The sequence below is a fragment of the Pantoea stewartii genome, assembly GCF_011044475.1.
In the GTDB taxonomy this organism is placed as follows: Bacteria; Pseudomonadota; Gammaproteobacteria; order Enterobacterales; family Enterobacteriaceae; genus Pantoea; species Pantoea stewartii.
The window spans coordinates 4,033,227-4,048,906 of record NZ_CP049115.1 but is presented as its reverse complement, the minus strand read 5'-3'; the positions used below and the strand labels follow the sequence as shown (position 1 = coordinate 4,048,906).

The 15,680-nt window shown below is 53.8% G+C and carries 18 protein-coding genes; 8 read left to right on the top strand and 10 right to left on the bottom strand.

Annotation, left to right across the window (positions count from 1 at the left end; genetic code table 11):
- From mrdB to lipA, 6 genes are all read left to right on the top strand, one after another.
- Positions 1-1,113, top strand: a complete 1,113-nt coding sequence (gene mrdB, locus G5574_RS19085; RefSeq protein ID WP_006118407.1) for a peptidoglycan glycosyltransferase MrdB — start codon at positions 1-3, stop codon at positions 1,111-1,113.
- Positions 1,114-1,123: 10 nt separating this feature from the next.
- Positions 1,124-2,254 (top strand): endolytic peptidoglycan transglycosylase RlpA, encoded by a 1,131-nt coding sequence (gene rlpA, locus G5574_RS19080; protein ID WP_054687999.1) that lies wholly within the window; start codon positions 1,124-1,126, stop codon positions 2,252-2,254.
- 132 nt (positions 2,255-2,386) lie between these two features.
- Positions 2,387-3,598 carry a D-alanyl-D-alanine carboxypeptidase DacA gene (gene dacA / locus G5574_RS19075; RefSeq protein ID WP_006118405.1) on the top strand — a complete coding sequence of 404 codons (1,212 nt, stop codon included), beginning with the start codon at positions 2,387-2,389 and terminating at the stop codon, positions 3,596-3,598.
- A gap of 103 nt (positions 3,599-3,701) precedes the next feature.
- Positions 3,702-3,965 carry a DUF493 family protein YbeD gene (gene ybeD / locus G5574_RS19070; RefSeq protein ID WP_006118404.1) on the top strand — a complete coding sequence of 88 codons (264 nt, stop codon included), beginning with the start codon at positions 3,702-3,704 and terminating at the stop codon, positions 3,963-3,965.
- A gap of 173 nt (positions 3,966-4,138) precedes the next feature.
- Positions 4,139-4,795, top strand: a complete 657-nt coding sequence (lipB, locus tag G5574_RS19065) for a lipoyl(octanoyl) transferase LipB (RefSeq protein ID WP_039342901.1) — start codon at positions 4,139-4,141, stop codon at positions 4,793-4,795.
- Positions 4,796-4,964: 169 nt separating this feature from the next.
- Positions 4,965-5,930: a lipoyl synthase gene (gene lipA / locus G5574_RS19060; protein WP_006118402.1), complete on the top strand. Its 966-nt coding sequence runs from the start codon at positions 4,965-4,967 to the stop codon at positions 5,928-5,930.
- A gap of 111 nt (positions 5,931-6,041) precedes the next feature.
- Here lipA and tatE read toward each other — a convergent pair whose 3' ends face one another.
- From tatE to G5574_RS24080, 6 genes are all read right to left on the bottom strand, one after another.
- On the bottom strand, positions 6,042-6,245 hold the full coding sequence (gene tatE, locus G5574_RS19055) for a twin-arginine translocase subunit TatE (RefSeq protein ID WP_006118401.1): 204 nt from the start codon (positions 6,243-6,245) through the stop codon (positions 6,042-6,044).
- 146 nt (positions 6,246-6,391) lie between these two features.
- Complete coding sequence (locus G5574_RS19050; RefSeq protein ID WP_110267783.1) at positions 6,392-7,189, bottom strand: deaminated glutathione amidase; 798 nt, start codon at positions 7,187-7,189, stop codon at positions 6,392-6,394.
- 39 nt (positions 7,190-7,228) lie between these two features.
- Entirely contained in the window at positions 7,229-7,660 is a 432-nt protein-coding gene (locus G5574_RS19045) for a GNAT family N-acetyltransferase (protein ID WP_033737452.1), read from the bottom strand.
- Between the two features lie 311 nt (positions 7,661-7,971).
- On the bottom strand, positions 7,972-8,181 hold the full coding sequence (cspE, locus tag G5574_RS19040; protein WP_006118399.1) for a transcription antiterminator/RNA stability regulator CspE: 210 nt from the start codon (positions 8,179-8,181) through the stop codon (positions 7,972-7,974).
- Between the two features lie 150 nt (positions 8,182-8,331).
- Complete coding sequence (gene pagP / locus G5574_RS19035; RefSeq protein WP_164483263.1) at positions 8,332-8,865, bottom strand: lipid IV(A) palmitoyltransferase PagP; 534 nt, start codon at positions 8,863-8,865, stop codon at positions 8,332-8,334.
- A 527-nt stretch (positions 8,866-9,392) separates the two neighbouring features.
- Positions 9,393-9,476 carry a small membrane protein YohP gene (locus G5574_RS24080; RefSeq protein ID WP_019105993.1) on the bottom strand — a complete coding sequence of 28 codons (84 nt, stop codon included), beginning with the start codon at positions 9,474-9,476 and terminating at the stop codon, positions 9,393-9,395.
- Positions 9,477-9,729: 253 nt separating this feature from the next.
- On the opposite strand from G5574_RS24080, the gene G5574_RS19030 reads away from it, so the two are divergent.
- On the top strand, positions 9,730-9,975 hold the full coding sequence (locus G5574_RS19030) for a hypothetical protein (protein WP_006118397.1): 246 nt from the start codon (positions 9,730-9,732) through the stop codon (positions 9,973-9,975).
- Positions 9,976-10,027: 52 nt separating this feature from the next.
- Here the strand turns inward: G5574_RS19030 and gntT are convergent, their stop codons facing one another.
- Positions 10,028-11,344, bottom strand: a complete 1,317-nt coding sequence (gene gntT, locus G5574_RS19025; RefSeq protein ID WP_110267785.1) for a gluconate transporter — start codon at positions 11,342-11,344, stop codon at positions 10,028-10,030.
- A 290-nt stretch (positions 11,345-11,634) separates the two neighbouring features.
- Here gntT and G5574_RS19020 point away from each other — a divergent pair, with 290 nt between their 5' ends.
- Positions 11,635-12,783, top strand: coding sequence for an iron-containing alcohol dehydrogenase (locus G5574_RS19020; RefSeq protein ID WP_164483052.1), 1,149 nt, complete (start codon positions 11,635-11,637; stop codon positions 12,781-12,783).
- Positions 12,784-12,820: 37 nt separating this feature from the next.
- On the opposite strand, the gene G5574_RS19015 is transcribed toward G5574_RS19020, so the two are convergent.
- The 3 genes from G5574_RS19015 to G5574_RS19005 form a co-directional block, all read right to left on the bottom strand.
- Positions 12,821-13,666 carry a Cof-type HAD-IIB family hydrolase gene (locus G5574_RS19015; protein ID WP_039342908.1) on the bottom strand — a complete coding sequence of 282 codons (846 nt, stop codon included), beginning with the start codon at positions 13,664-13,666 and terminating at the stop codon, positions 12,821-12,823.
- 107 nt (positions 13,667-13,773) lie between these two features.
- Positions 13,774-14,205 carry an RcnB family protein gene (locus G5574_RS19010; protein WP_164483051.1) on the bottom strand — a complete coding sequence of 144 codons (432 nt, stop codon included), beginning with the start codon at positions 14,203-14,205 and terminating at the stop codon, positions 13,774-13,776.
- Positions 14,206-14,585: 380 nt separating this feature from the next.
- Positions 14,586-15,680 (bottom strand): ABC transporter substrate-binding protein, encoded by a 1,095-nt coding sequence (locus G5574_RS19005; RefSeq protein WP_039342958.1) that lies wholly within the window; start codon positions 15,678-15,680, stop codon positions 14,586-14,588.

Genomic DNA, 15,680 nt, shown 5'->3' with positions numbered 1-15,680 from the left:
ATGAATGACAGCCCGCAGAAGCGGACGATCTGGATGCGCATGCACATTGATCCGCTGTTTATGCTGATCATCCTTGCGCTACTGACCTACAGCGCCATTGTTATCTGGAGTGCCAGCGGCCAGGATCCCGGCATGATGGAACGTAAACTGGGCCAGATCGCCATGGGATTAGTGGTGATGCTGGTGCTGGCGCAGGTCCCGCCGCGAGTGTATGAAGGCTGGGCACCTTATCTGTATATTATCTGCGTCATTCTGCTGATCGCGGTGGATGCTTTTGGGCAAATCAGTAAAGGCGCACAGCGCTGGCTGGATTTGGGGTTTGTCCGCTTTCAGCCTTCCGAGATCGCCAAAATTGCGGTGCCGTTAATGGTGGCGCGTTTTATTAACCGCGATGTCTGTCCACCTACCCTGAAGAATACCGCAATTGCGCTGGTGCTGATTTTTCTTCCCACACTGCTGGTGGCCGCACAGCCTGACCTCGGCACCTCAATTCTCATCGCCGCGTCCGGGCTGTTTGTGCTGTTTCTGTCGGGCATGAGCTGGAAACTGATTGGCATTGCCGTCCTGTTGGTCGCAGCCTTTATTCCTATCCTGTGGTTCTTCCTGATGCATGATTATCAGCGAGACCGCGTGATGATGCTGCTTGATCCGGAAAGCGACCCATTGGGCGCGGGCTATCACATCATTCAGTCAAAAATCGCCATTGGCTCCGGCGGCTTGCGCGGTAAAGGCTGGCTGCACGGTACTCAGTCACAGCTGGAATTCTTGCCGGAACGTCATACGGACTTTATTTTTGCCGTGCTGGCCGAAGAGCTGGGTCTGGTCGGCGTGTTGTTACTGCTGGTGCTCTACCTGCTGTTAATCATGCGCGGCCTGATCGTCGCCGCCCGGGCACAGACCACCTTTGGGCGCGTCATGGCGGGCGGATTAATGTTGATTTTATTCGTCTATGTTTTCGTTAACATTGGCATGGTTAGTGGTATCTTACCGGTGGTTGGCGTTCCGCTGCCGCTGGTCAGCTATGGCGGCTCGGCGCTTATTGTGCTTATGGCGGGATTTGGCATCGTAATGTCGATCCACACACACCGAAAAATGTTATCTAAAAGTGTTTAAGAGGTCGCAGATGCGTAAGGACTGGCTTGGCGTTGTATTGGCTTCAATGGTGTTGGCTGCATGTTCTACCCAGGAACCGCAACAGCAGAGTGCTCCACCCCAGCCCGCCTACAATGGCCCGGTGGTGGAAATTCCTGGCGTTGAGCCGCGTTATGAGCCGGTCAATCCGTCGACCAGTCAGGACTACAGCGTCAATGGCAAGACTTATCACATCATCAAAAATCCGGCTAACTACAGTGAAGTCGGATTAGCAGCCTGGTATGGCGACGAAGCCCAGGGCAGCCGTACCGCCATCGGCGAGGCTTTTGATCCGGATGCCCTGACCGCCGCGCATCCGACACTGCCGCTGCCAAGTTATGTGCGCGTCACGAATCTGGCCAACGGACGTCAGATTGTCGTGCGCGTTAACGATCGTGGCCCTTACACGCCAGGACGCATTATCGATCTGTCGCGTGCGGCCGGCGATCGTCTGAACATCTCCAATAACACCCGCGTCCGCGTGGATTACATCAGCGTCGCGCCAGATGGCACGCTCTCGGGTCCGGGTACTATCGGTACTGTTGTGGCAAAACAGAGTTACGCCCTGCCCGCGCGTCCCGATCTGAACGGCCCCGTCATGAGTTCGCCCTCCGTCATGAACGGCGGCGGTCAGACGCAAACGGCACCGGCAATGGAAACGGCACCTGCCGCACAGGACGTGTCGCCTATCAGTAATGCGACGCTGAAAACGGACAATGCCATGGGCGCGCCCGTTCAGAGCAGTGGTTTCCTGGGGGCCCCTCAGCCCTTACCGAGCGGTGTTCTGGAAGGCAGTGAGCCAGAGGCGGCCCCCGCCGCTGCCGCACCGGTGGTTGCCAGCGCCGCCGCGCCTCACGCCGCTTCAGCCAGCCAGAGCAGCAGCGCTTCGCTGTCCGGCTATGTCGTCCAGGTCAGCGCTATCAATGATGCTGCACGTGCGCGCCAGCTGCTCAGCAGTCTGCGCCAGCGCTTCGGCGTACCCGGCGCAGTGGAAAACGCGGGGAACAACGTCTATCGCGTACAGCTCGGCGGTTACAAAACCCGTGCCGAAGCTGTGGCGCTACAGCAGCGCCTGAGCCGTGAGGGCCAGAGCGCGGCTTTTGTGACCACCGCAGGTCGTTAAACAACAGCTTTACTCATAACTGGTAACGTCTGTTAACAACCCAGTTATCAAGCCGGATGCCTGTTAATCAGGCATTTGTTATGATGAATGACTTTTTTTAACCCTAAACCCATGGATGTTGTCGTCCCACACATGAACACGCTGAAACCTTCTCGTTTGTTAAAACGCCTGACAGTGGGATCACTGATCGCTTTCTCTCTCAGCCATGCCGCCATTGCTGATGATGTCAATCTTAAGACCATGATTCCGGGCGTTCCGGATATTGATGCGGAAGCCTACGTTCTAATCGACTACAACTCAGGCAAAGTGCTGGCTGAAAAGAACGCCGATGCACGCCGCGATCCTGCCAGTCTGACAAAGATGATGACCAGCTACGTGATCGGTCAGGCAGTGAAAGCCGGGAAAATTCATCAGGACGACATGGTGACTGTTGGTCAGGATGCCTGGGCAACGGGCAATCCGGTCTTTAAAGGATCATCACTGATGTTCCTGAAACCCGGCGATCGCGTACCGGTTTCTCAGTTAACGCGCGGTATCGTCCTGCAGTCCGGCAATGATGCCTGCGTCGCGATGGCGGACTATGTTGCCGGCAGCCAGGATGCTTTCGTAGGGCTGATGAACAACTACGTGAAAGCGCTGGGTCTGCAGAACACGCACTTCCAGACCGTCCATGGCCTGGACGCCGAAGGCCAATACAGCTCCGCCCGTGATATGGCGTTGATTGGTCAGGCGCTTATCCGCGATGTGCCGGAAGAGTATGCGGTTTACAAAGAAAAAGAGTTTACCTTCAACAACATTCGCCAGATGAACCGTAATGGTCTGCTGTGGGATACCAGTCTGTCGGTTGACGGGATCAAAACCGGCCATACCGCAGCGGCGGGCTATAACCTGGTTGCCTCTGCGACAGAAGGTCAGATGCGCCTGATTTCCGCCGTAATGGGTGGACATACCTTTAAGGGCCGTGAAACCGAAAGCAAAAAGCTGCTGACCTGGGGCTTCCGCTTCTTTGAAACGGTTGCACCGTTGAAAGCCGGCAAAGAGTTTGCCTCTGAGCCCGTGTGGTTTGGTAACAGCGATCGCGTACAGCTGGGCGTGGAAAAAGATGCGTATCTGACCATTCCTCGTGGCCGTATGAAAGACCTGAAAGCCAGCTATGTGCTGAGCAATACTGAACTGCATGCGCCGTTGAAGAAAAATCAGGTTGTGGGCAGCATCAACTTCCAGTTAGATGGCAAAACCATCGATCAACGCCCTCTGGTGGTGCTGAACGAAGTCTCTGAAGGCGGCTTCTTTAGCCGTATCGTTGACTACATCAAACTGATGTTCCATCACTGGTTTGGTTAAAGGTGCATGGCGGCGGTTGAAAAACCGCCACCTCGCCCCCATTACAGGTTAATATGATGCTCACGCTTCGGCGGGAGCCTGTTTTTTAAGTACCGGAGTGATTATGAAAACCAAACTGAATGAACTGCTCGAATTCCCGACCCCGTTTACCTATAAAGTGATGGGGCTGGCACAACCGGAGCTGGTTGATTTGGTGCTTGAAGTGGTGCAGCGCCATGCTCCCGGCGATTACAGCCCTGAGGTGAAACCGAGCAGCAAGGGTAACTATCACTCGGTCAACGTCACCATTAATGCGACACATATCGAACAGGTTGAAACCCTGTATGAAGAACTGGGCAAAATTGAAATCGTGCGCATGGTGTTGTAACACTGTCAGTCATACTGCCAACGGGCCATGTCGGTGCTACCGAATGGCCCGTTTTTGTTTGCAGACCGCGCCGGTGCGGCGGAAAATGTCTCAGCCTTCCTTTTACGCTCATCATTTCACTTCCGCGCGGCCGGCGTTATACTCAGCCTCTGCCCTCTTAACGGATATTCGTTTTGTCAGCTGAAACGCTCCTTATTCGCCAGCCTGGTTTATGTGACTGGCAGTTAACCTCAGACGCGATGCATCGCTACACCGACCAGCGCGACGCCGAAAGCCGTGATGAAGTCTGGCTGGTTGAACACCCGCCGGTCTTTACCCAGGGCCAGGCAGGCAAAGCCGAGCACCTGTTGATGCCCGGCTCGATTCCGGTGGTACAGAGCGATCGCGGCGGCCAGGTGACCTATCACGGTCCGGGTCAGCAGATCATGTATGTGCTGATCGATGTTAAACGTCGCAAAACCGGCGTGCGTCAGCTTGTCACCGCGTTAGAAGAAACGGTGATCGCCGTACTGGACAGCTTTGGTGTGGCGGCTCGGGCGCGCGCCGATGCACCCGGCGTTTATGTCGGAGAAGAAAAAATCTGCTCGCTGGGCCTGCGCATTCGCAAAGGGTGCTCGTTTCATGGGCTGGCTCTCAATGTCGATATGGATCTCAGCCCCTTTTTGCGTATCAACCCCTGCGGTTACGCGGGCATGCACATGACGCAGTTAAAACATTTTTGCCCGGAGGTCACGCTGGCGGATGTCCGCCCACGGCTTGCCGAGACCTTCGCCCGCCAGTTAGGTTATCAGCAGGTGGAATGGCATGAGACGGAACCGGCCTTACCTTGACGGTGCGTGCGTATTTACAAATATGTAACTTATCACGCACGTCTGTGGCTGCTTCCTGGCCGCTGAGATGATATAATTTTTGCACTTTTTTCAAATAAAGTTGAAAGCCGCCTTCTCGGGTTGAGTGAGACAGCTTTCAAATCGCAATCCGACCGGAACCTGCTGATTTATGAGTAAACCAATTCAGATGGAACGCGGCGTCAAATACCGTGACGCAGACAAAATGGCGCTGATCCCGGTGAAAACCGTGGCCGTTGACCGGCAAGAAATCTTACGCAAGCCGGAGTGGATGAAAATCAAACTGCCTGCGGACTCCAGTCGTATTCAGGGCATTAAAGCGGCGATGCGTAAAAACGGTCTGCACTCTGTTTGTGAAGAAGCCTCCTGCCCTAACCTTGCCGAATGCTTTAACCACGGTACCGCCACCTTTATGATTCTGGGTGCAATTTGTACCCGCCGTTGCCCGTTCTGCGATGTGGCACACGGTCGCCCCAACGCGCCCGACGCGAATGAACCCGGTAAGCTGGCACAGACCATTGCCGACATGGCATTGCGCTATGTGGTAATCACCTCCGTGGACCGCGACGATCTGCGCGACGGCGGTGCTCAGCATTTTGCGGACTGTATTACCGCCATCCGCGAAAAAAGCCCTAATATCAAGATCGAAACGCTGGTACCCGACTTCCGTGGTCGCATGGATCGTGCGCTCGAGATTCTGACCGCCACCCCACCAGATGTGTTTAACCACAACCTTGAGAACGTGCCGCGTGTATACCGTCAGGTGCGTCCGGGTGCCAACTATGAATGGTCGCTGAAGCTGCTGGAGCGTTTTAAAGAGGCGCATCCTGATGTACCGACGAAATCCGGTTTAATGGTTGGTCTGGGTGAAACCAATGCTGAAATCATTGAGGTCATGCGCGATCTGCGTCGTCACGGTGTGACAATGCTTACTCTGGGACAGTACTTACAGCCCAGCCGTCACCATTTACCTGTTCAGCGTTATGTCAGCCCGGCGGAGTTCGATGAAATGAAAGAAGAAGCGCTGGCGATGGGCTTTACCCACGCGGCCTGTGGACCCTTTGTGCGTTCTTCTTATCATGCGGATATGCAGGCAAAAGGGCTGGAAGTGAAATAAGCATTTGCCGTTGTGTCAGGTGCAGAAAAAACAAAAACCAGATTGTCCGCAATCTGGTTTTTTTCTGCAGTCAGAAATAAAAAGTAACACTTCTGTCATTCTGACGCGGTCTTACTCTTTATGAGAAACGCGTTCTGCAGGGGTTTCTTCCGCTGAGGTACGTGCTGCACTGGAATCTTCGTCTTTCATAGCCTTTTTAAAGCCTTTGATTGCGGAGCCCAGATCGCCACCCAGAGAACGTAACTTGTTGGTGCCAAAAAGCAGTACGATAAGCGCACCGATAATCAGCAGCTTGGCAATACTGATACCTTCCATATTTAACCTTATAATCTGACGAATAACGGTAATGACTATTTAGGCGCAGTTTAGGGGCAACCTCAAGCGGAATCTGTAACAGAGTAAGAAAACGTCCGACGCATTTTATGCGCTACGCTTTGCCCGTTCCCCCCGCGCCTCGGGGATCAACGCGCCGGATCCAGCTCTGGCCGGGCAAAGCGACGGTTCTCCAGCACCGGCAGCATAGCCCTCGCCGCCGCAATGCGCTGTGGGTCCAGATCGGCAACGATCAAAGCAGGCGACTCCGCGGCGCGACTTATGGGTACGCCCAGCGGATCGATCACCATACTGTTGCCAATATTACGTGCGCCGCACTCGCCCACCGCCAATACATAACAGGTATTTTCCAGCGCTCGCGTTCGGGTGAGTAAATCCCAGTGCATCTCTTTTAGCGGTCCTCTGACCCACGCTGATGGCACGACCAGCACGTCAGCACCATCCAGCACCAGACGTCGTGCCATTTCCGGAAACCGCACGTCATAGCAGGTCATCAGCCCAACGTTCATGCCCGCCACGGGCACCAACGGCGGCACGTCCTGACCGGCCTCAACCCGCGCCGATTCCTGCATTGAAAAGGCGTCGTACAGATGCAGCTTGCGGTATTCCGCCAGAATCTTGCCGTCGCGAATGGCCACCAGAACGTTAAAGACTTTATGGCTGTCGCCCGGCACATGCATCCCGAACACGGTCGTCAGCGCCTGCCCCTGGCTGGCGGTCAGTAACTGGGTCAGAAACGGGCCGTTCAGCGGTTGGGCCGCTTCCCGTATCCAGTCAGGGTTGGTCATATCTGTGGCCAGCACGGCCTCCGGTAGCACCAGCAGATCGGCGCTGGCTTCCCGGGCTTGTGCCATCATGTTTATACAGGCTTGCGCATTCTCCTGCCATTCCCGTTTAACGACAAACTGACCCAGCGCGACTTTCATTCGTCATCCTCCCTGCCGACAGCAGCCCTGCTGTGGCGCTTATAATGGCTGTAAGGCTTTCACATGGTAGCGTGGTGATTCAACATACCCTTCGCGGCCATAAAACTGGTTGGCTTTAAGGCGTGACGCATGACAATGTACTTCCATGCGATCACAGCCATGTTGCGCCGCCAGCGCTTCAGCCTGCTTAAGCAGCGTCTGTCCCACCCCTTTGCTGCGCTCACCATCGGCAATACAAAAATAGCTGATGCGGGCAAAATCACCGGCCAGGGCCAGTTGTGGGATGAAGTGCATAGAGAGAAAACCCAGCACCTGATTACCGTGTTCGGCCACCAGCAGCGTTTCACTGGGATCGGTTATCAACTGGGCAAGGCGCTGTTCAATAAACGACTCTGTGCCGCCATAACCTAATTCACTTAACAGCGCGCTCAACACGAAACTGTCCCTGGCCTGGGCGGGGCGAATATTCATCCTGTCACCTCTTCCTCTGCGATGTAGAAAGGTAGTTATAACCCGATCAGCCCGAAAATGCTGCCTCGGGAGGTTGTTATAATTATGTTACAGGAGCTATCTGTGACTGGTAGCGCAATTTATGCGCTGAAATACCGTCCTGACGGCGGATAAGCGGCTGGCTGGATTAAGAAAGGCAGCAGGAAAGCAGCAGTTCGTGTGGTTAAAGTGAGCAACACCGCAAGCAGGGTTCTCGCCGCAGCAAAAATCAGATTAACGCAGGCATAAAAAAACCCGCCAGAAGGCGGGTTTTTAGAATTCTGACTGTTAACTTACAGACTGATAACGTTAGCAGCAGATGGGCCTTTTGCGCCGTCAGTGATTTCAAACTCTACACGCTGACCTTCAGCCAGAGTTTTGAAGCCATTGCTCTGGATCGCAGAGAAGTGTACGAATACATCTTTGCTGCCATCTTCAGGAGTAATGAAACCGAATCCTTTAGATTCATTAAACCACTTAACGTTACCTTTAATCTTAGACATCTATATTACCTTTACATGAAAAATGGACACTAAACTGTGTCGTCATCTAGTACAGCAATTGCTGAAGGTTTTGTCCAGCCTGATTTGATGAAAAAGTGATAAATATCCATTTTATTTACCCTTCGGTGACTTATTCACTGGCGCGGACAGTTAAAACTGCCAGCGCACCCAGGCAAAATACACGTTCCCGTTGTTATAAGTCCCTGGAATGTAAGTCATTTGAAAGTTCACTGGGCCGTAACCTACTGATGCCAGAGGTAATATAGCCGGGATGGGATAATATCCCCAGTTATCCCTTGCCGTTACCCCAACCGTATAGCCCAGTCCATAATGAAATGCCTGATTAGTGAGCGGGCGCCAGGTCGCTTCCCAGCCATAGCCTGTAAAGGGTTCCCAATGATTAAAGGAGTCTTTGAACGCCATCGCATAAAGGCCATGCCAGTTCCCTTTCTCGTCGTAACGGGAAACGCCACCGCCCGCTCCCCAAGGACGTTCGTTGTAGCGATCAATATGCTCTCTGTCATAGGTCCAACGGTTGTGCCAGGTGATGGCAGGCACATAAAGATCGATGCTCTGCGGTTGTTCCCAGGTTTGCTGAACATTATCGCTAAAGATGTTCCAGCCGGATTTGATTTGCTGGGTAAATGTGGCGGCCTGGAGGGAAAAAGAGACAAACAGGGCCAAAAAAGGGCCTGAAAAAAGAGATTTATTCACGTCAATGCTACCTGTATCGTTTCGATTAAATTCAGTATTCCACACTGAAACTCAGTAACGGAAAAACGCCTCAATCCCGGATACGTGTCCCTCTCCGGGTATTTTCAGCATGTAATTATCATTCATGTTACGGAAAAGTGGGGAAATTTTAACGTAAAAAATCTGAACACATCCCAAACGGCAAGGGCAAATAGCCGCTTACCTGCCCTTCAGCCAGCGAAACAGCAACTTACAGGCAACCGGGCTTACTGAGAAGCCCGCTAAAATATGGTGTGTCCCTGTCCTACTCCTCTATGAAACCGGGCGCTGATCCTGCTTGTGCGGGCGTACGAGGGCCTTGATGAGAAGAACAGCGATTGCGGCCACAACGTACCCGGGGATGGCACAGCCTTGTCGGGATGACGCAGAGATGCAGGCTGAAATACGAAGGGGAGAGAAACAACACACAGGAAAATTTTAGGCATCGGGCACCCGTCTGGATGCCCGAAAAAACACGATCAGAAGATGAGCTTAAACACGCCTGTCAGCGTCAGCAGTCCGACGATAAAAATGATGGCGATGATCCACAAAATTATTTTCATTTCATATCCCTTACCTAATAAAACAATCCCCTGACAGTATAGGCGAGATTTTGCCGTTTGCTTTTTGCCAGCCGTGATCGCATACCGGAAGGCAATAATCGGTTTTAGCGGTTTCTTTCTGTGAGAAGTATCGCATCGCGTGGCTTTAGTGCGGCCTGCCGTTTCGTTTTGCAGATTATTCCTGGCTAAAATTTATGCCGACAGGAAAGCCCGAGAATGTTGACAGTCCAAATGCAGAGCAGGGAGAGACCTTATGAGCAGTATTAATACCAGTATGGGCCGCTACAGCCTTAAGGCAAAGTACAGCGGCGACAAAATCAAAGGTTTTTTCGCCATCAATGATGAAGGCGGCACGCAACTGACCCGACAAGAGTTTGCGGAGCATTACCTTGATGATGTGGTCAACAATGTGATTTATCCGGTTACGGGCGGTAACCGTGAGATTGCCCGCGCACTGCGAGAAGAAATGGTGAAAGCGGGTTTTGAAGATGCAGATTAACCTTTTGGGCCGCCCGTTCTGTGCGGCCCTTTTGTTTTCTACACTCTGATTTCTATACCACGTAAGAGAGCAACAAACAGCCCACCAGCCCACACACCGAAATAATGGTTTCCAGCGCAGACCAGGAGCGAAGCGTCTCGCCTATCGTCAGGTTAAAATACTCTTTAAATAACCAGAACCCCGGATCGTTAACGTGTGAAAAAATCACACTGCCCGAGCCCACCGCAATGACCATCAGTTCAGGGCTGGCACCGCTGGTCGCAATCAGTGGTGCCACAATGCCGCCTGCCGTAATGGCCGCAACGGTAGCGGATCCGAGTGCAATACGTAACACAGCAGCGATTGACCATGCCATGAAGAGAGGCGACAGACTGGTTGCATGCATCATACCGGCGATATATTTATCCACGCCGCTGTCCACCAGGACCTGTTTAAAGGCACCGCCGCCGCCAATGATGAGCAGCATCATGGCGATAATCTTGATGGAGTCGCTCAGGGTATCCATGACCTGTTCCATACTGCGACCACGATTCAGACCGAAGGTGAAGATAGCAATCAGCACAGCAATCAGTGTCGCCATGATGGGATCGCCAAAGAACTCAGCATAAGGGAGCAAGGCATGCCCTTTAGGCAGAACCATTTCGGCCACCGCGCGCAGCGCCATCAGTATTACAGGCACAAGCGATGTCCAGACGCTGACTCCAAAGCCCGGCATTTCCGCTTCCGTGAAAGTTTTGGGGTTGTACAGGCCTTCCGGAATCGGTTTATCAATGCCTTTCAGGAAACGGGCATAAACCGGCCCCGCAAGAATCACCGTTGGAATGCCCAGTAAGGTGCCAAACAGCAGCGTTTTCCCCATATCTGCGTTGAACAGCGTCGCAATGGCGGTCGGGCCCGGATGGGGAGGCAGAAAACCGTGGGTTACGGACAGTGCCGCGGCCATCGGCACGCCCACAAACAGCAGCGGGACACGTGCTGATGCGGCGACGCTAAACACCAGCGGCAGCATTAAGACAAAACCGACTTCATAAAACAGCGCAAACCCCACGATGAAGCCGGTCAGCACGAGCGCCCACTGAATATGCCGCGTGCCAAACTTCGCAATCAATGTGGTGGCAATACGCTGCGCACCGCCGCAGTCGGCCAGCAGTTTACCGAGCATCGCGCCAAAACCCATAATCAGCGCCAGACCGCCCAGCGTGCCGCCCACGCCATTTTTAATTGAAATAATCACTTTGTTGACCGGCATGCCCTGCATCACGCCCACCGCCAGCGCAACCAGAATCAACGCGATAAAACCATTAAGTTTAAAGCGAATCATCAGCAGTAACAGTAATGCCACGCCAATCGCCACATAGAGTAATGGCATAATTTTTCTCCACCTGATGCCCTGAATGATGTCAGTGCCGCTTGGTTATCGTGGTCCCGGAGGACGCTTAAAATCAGGGAAATGTCGTGACATTTATGTTTTGACACACCCTGTTACCGATAACATGTTAAGGGTAACATCCCGACTCGCGCATCACCCCGCCAGGGATGAATTTACGTTTTGCGAAGGTGATCAACTTTTTAACCGACCGCTATCAGAAAGTTTCTTAAGGCCTGACGTTGGGTTTTCGTTACACTCAAAGCTTAGCGAAGAGACAAAAGGATGCGCGGGTGAGTGACAATCTGAGTGAGCTGTACAGCAATCAACATACCCTTTTTGGCCGGGGAAGCCTCAGCAAGCTGATTCCTCTGCTGGCTGCCCAACCCCAGGCCACTCTGCTCTTTTGCGGCCGGTCATTTTTGCAGGGGGAAGCTTATGCACGTATCAAAACCACCCTGAACGATCATATTGTGGGTTATGAAATTGTCAGCCATGAGGCTTCCCCGGCGGATATTGATGGCTGGGTCACCCGCTGGCGAGGGCATGTTGATCGGGTCGTCGCGATAGGCGGCGGAAGCGTACTGGATGCGGCTAAAGCCTTTAGCGCCATGATTCAGCATCCACTCTCCACGGCCCGTTATCTGGAAAAAGTCGGCGATACGGCGGTCAACCCGGTTACCCTTCCCCTCATCGCCGTTCCGACCACGGCGGGCACCGGCAGCGAAGTTACCCAAAACGCGGTGGTGACCGACCAGCAGGATATCCAGATCAAAGCGTCGCTGCGTCATCCGGTATTTGTGCCGCAGGTCGCCATCCTGGATCCCGACTTACTCAAAGGCGCCCCCGATACTGTGCTGGCGACCTGCGGGATCGATGCCTTCACACATCTGTTTGAAGCCTACCTGTCTGGCAAGGGCAACCACTTTACCCGTCAGATGGCCTTGAGTGGGCTGCGTCAGTTTATCCAGGCCTGGCCGGCCTTGAACCAGTTGGATGAAACAGGCGATCGGGCGCGTGAGGCGATGATGATGGCTTCCTGGCTGGGCGGTGTCAGCCTGAGCACTGCCGGTCTGGGCGTGATTCACGGTATTGCGGGCGAGCTGGGGGCGATAAAGCCTTTCCATCATGGCGAAGTCTGCGGCAGGCTGTTATTCACGTTTCTGGACCATCTGGCCGTGAGCCAGCATCCTGAACAACGTCAGTTGATGGCCGACATGCATCAGCAGCTGTTTGGCACGCAAACGGACTCTCCGGCACGTGACCTGAAAGCCTGGCTGCAACGTACCGCGATTACCGCATTCTGGCTGGATGGCCCGACGCTGAGCGAAGCGGACGTGGCCTGGATTCTGGCCCGCGCGAACAGTAAAAACAGTCTGATCAGCTACAGTAAAGATGAGATGCACGACATGCTTGTTCGTGCCTGGACCGTCACCGCGTAGCCCACGGGCGGGCGTTTTGCCCGCCCGCATCAGGCCACTACCTCTGCTGCGCTGCCGCTGTATTGAACGGCGCTTCCCCTGCCAGCATCTGTTCAATCACCTGCAGGACACCTTCCTCATTGTTTCCGGGAGCCAAAAAACGCGCCGTTTGCTTTACCCGTTGCGGCGCATTGCGCATGGCGAAGCTGTACCCGGACTGCTGGAGCATTTCCAGATCGTTACCGCCATCACCAAAGGCCAGCACCTGATCGTGGGAAATGTCCCAGCGCTGTGCCAGCAGGTTCAGGCCATTGGCTTTATGCTGACCGGGCACGATTAAATCTACCGAGCCGTGACCGCTGGATGTGGCTGCTGCCGATCCTGCGTGCAGGCGACCAATATCCGCCATTAAAGGCTCGACGTAATCGTCTGACAGATTCAGCGCAAATTTCAGTATCCGATCGTCAGCCACCTCATCAAGCGTACGTATTGGCTTAAGCCGGTGACAGTAGTGACGCATCTTCACCAGCCACGTTTCATCCATTCCCTCAAAATAATAGGCGCTGTTTCGTCCACAAAGCAGATAACGCAGGTCGGGATAGTGTCCGTTTTTCAACGTATCGAGCACGGCATCAATGTCGCTGCGTGAGAACGCGCCACAGAACAGCTCTTCATCCCTGTCGATAATCAATGCGCCATTTTCAGCGACGAACGCGATCTCGCTGGCGATCTCAGGAAAAAACGACCGCAGTTGGTGGTATTGATTGCCACTGGCGACCACAAACCTGATGTTTCGCTGGCTGAGCTGGTGGTAACAGGCAAGAAAACGGGCGCGGTTGTACTGCTTTTTGTCATCCAGAAAGGTGCCGTCCATATCAACGGCAACCATTTTTACCGTGGTCATCAGAACTCCTTAGCAGGGAAACGTTCAGGATTCACTGTCAGAATAGCCTGATAATGCAGCGTATGTGGCATAAAAAAGGGATGGCATCTGCCATCCCTGTATGGTGATCAATGAAACGCGTTGTTGAGGATGAGTGAGGTGATAATGCCGGTGGCCGCTGCAATCAGCACATAGTTACCATCGATATCCGCCCAGTGCTGCCCTTCCGGTGGCTCTCTCAACCCGCGCTCACGCCAGTCATCGATCCGGTATCTGTCGCCGCAATATTCCCGTGGAACGGGTCGGCCGCGCCGGAATTCATGCCCTTCCCACGCAAACCGATCGTGGTCGTAGTCACGACGCGCATCAGGCGATGGCGGTCCACCCGGTCCCGGCGGTCCTTCGCGTCGCAGGCCCGGCGGGCCGAAACCATCAGGACCGCGTCCCGGATGATGCCATGGGCCACCAGGACCACCGGGGCCATCCGCCAGTCCCGGCAGGCTGTACAGGGTGCTGTATGCTAAAAGGACACTCACTAAAACTGATTTTATTTTTTTCATGGTACTGCCTCCAGTGTAACGGCGACGACGCGCCGTTATGACTACTATCGGCATGAGGCGTCACAATAAGTATCGCCAAAACTCTTAAAAGTCAGCAGATGAAAGCGCCGTGTCTCAGGACGCGCTGAACGACGCCGCAGGTGGAAGAACAACAGGGTGACAGCAGAGACTCACGCGTAATCAGGCGAGCAGGGTCAGCCCGACCATGATGTTAAACGGCACGAAAGCGCGTCAGCCAGAGGCGCGCGGTCATCGGCAACGTAACGGAATCCTTTCCGATAAGCGGATCAGCCTCAACCGCAGCGCGTTATGCAGGCTGACTCAACACATAATTCAGCCTGCACGCGGCGGTCAACAGGTTCGCGCCTCAGGGAAAGGTATCAGGGATAACTCAGCATGACGGGCGCATCCGGTAATTTAGTAAACTGGCGGATAATGTTGTGGTAATCCGCGGTAGGATCCAGGTCACTAAACTGCTTTGGATAAAGATCTTTTGCCAGAATTTCCATACCAATAATGTTGTAGGGATGGTTATAAAAGTGGTGATAAATCCCGTAGGTCTTTCCCTGTTTCACCGGCTCAATCTGCGCCAGCCCTGTGCGTTTTAGTAATGTGGTAAAAGTGGTGGCGACATCCTGTTTATTCGCCCCGTAGCCCAGCGGCAACACGTTGCTGTTGGACCGTTTCGAGCCGGTCATGATGTAAACGTCCGGCTTCATGGCGATGATCTTCTCCAGCGACACAAAACCGGCATTACCGGGCAGCAGTGACGAGCCAATATTTTTGCCGCCGACCGCCTCAACCAGCCCGCCCCAGCCGCTGTGAGCGTGGGTAAAACAGCAGCTGTCGCTGTTACCGGCGATCGGTTCAATAAAGACGGTAGGCTTGTTTTTGACCTGATCGATTTTCGTTTGCAGCGCATGCCAGCGCTGTTGATAAAAATCTGTATAGGCTTTCGCCTCCGCTTCACGGTTCAGCACGCTGCCCAGCAACGTTATCCCTGGCACCGTATTTTGCTTAGGATGCAGTTCGTCATCGACAAACACGACCGGGATATTCAGGCTTTTCAACGTGGTCAGTACCCCAGATTGCATCAGCGCCGGTTTGGCACGCAGTTGCGCAATCATCAGATCCGGCTTCTGCGCCAGCACGCTTTCAAGGTTTACCTGTCCCTGATCGTTGAATCCCATATCCACAATACTGGCAGCCTGCGGCCAGGTTTTCTCCAGCAGCGCCCACGTTTGCGTGTCCTGCTTTTTGGGCAGATTGTTCCAGGCCACGACGCGTTTGAACGGATTATCACGATCCAGCAACGCCAGCGCCATAATGTCGCGCCCGTCCTGCAAAATGATGTGCCGGGGCTCTTTCTGCAGCGTGATACGCTGGCCATCCATGTCGGTGACGGTGACAGGATACGTCGTTGCCGAACAGACGGTTGAGGCCAACAATGTTGCTGCAAAAATACCGAATTTCAT

Coding starts and splice junctions, on each gene's coding strand:
- G5574_RS19030 (WP_006118397.1), top strand. CDS start 9,730: ATGAGCAGTATTAATACCAGTATGGGCCGCTACAGCCTTAAGGCAAAG.
- tatE (WP_006118401.1), bottom strand. CDS start 6,245: ATGGAAGGTATCAGTATTGCCAAGCTGCTGATTATCGGTGCGCTTATC.
- gntT (WP_110267785.1), bottom strand. CDS start 11,344: ATGCCATTACTCTATGTGGCGATTGGCGTGGCATTACTGTTACTGCTG.
- G5574_RS19050 (WP_110267783.1), bottom strand. CDS start 7,189: ATGAAAGTCGCGCTGGGTCAGTTTGTCGTTAAACGGGAATGGCAGGAG.
- G5574_RS19005 (WP_039342958.1), bottom strand. CDS start 15,680: ATGAAATTCGGTATTTTTGCAGCAACATTGTTGGCCTCAACCGTCTGT.
- cspE (WP_006118399.1), bottom strand. CDS start 8,181: ATGTCTAAGATTAAAGGTAACGTTAAGTGGTTTAATGAATCTAAAGGA.
- G5574_RS24080 (WP_019105993.1), bottom strand. CDS start 9,476: ATGAAAATAATTTTGTGGATCATCGCCATCATTTTTATCGTCGGACTG.
- G5574_RS19045 (WP_033737452.1), bottom strand. CDS start 7,660: ATGAATATTCGCCCCGCCCAGGCCAGGGACAGTTTCGTGTTGAGCGCG.
- dacA (WP_006118405.1), top strand. CDS start 2,387: ATGAACACGCTGAAACCTTCTCGTTTGTTAAAACGCCTGACAGTGGGA.
- G5574_RS19015 (WP_039342908.1), bottom strand. CDS start 13,666: ATGACCACGGTAAAAATGGTTGCCGTTGATATGGACGGCACCTTTCTG.
- mrdB (WP_006118407.1), top strand. CDS start 1: ATGAATGACAGCCCGCAGAAGCGGACGATCTGGATGCGCATGCACATT.
- lipA (WP_006118402.1), top strand. CDS start 4,965: ATGAGTAAACCAATTCAGATGGAACGCGGCGTCAAATACCGTGACGCA.
- G5574_RS19010 (WP_164483051.1), bottom strand. CDS start 14,205: ATGAAAAAAATAAAATCAGTTTTAGTGAGTGTCCTTTTAGCATACAGC.
- rlpA (WP_054687999.1), top strand. CDS start 1,124: ATGCGTAAGGACTGGCTTGGCGTTGTATTGGCTTCAATGGTGTTGGCT.
- ybeD (WP_006118404.1), top strand. CDS start 3,702: ATGAAAACCAAACTGAATGAACTGCTCGAATTCCCGACCCCGTTTACC.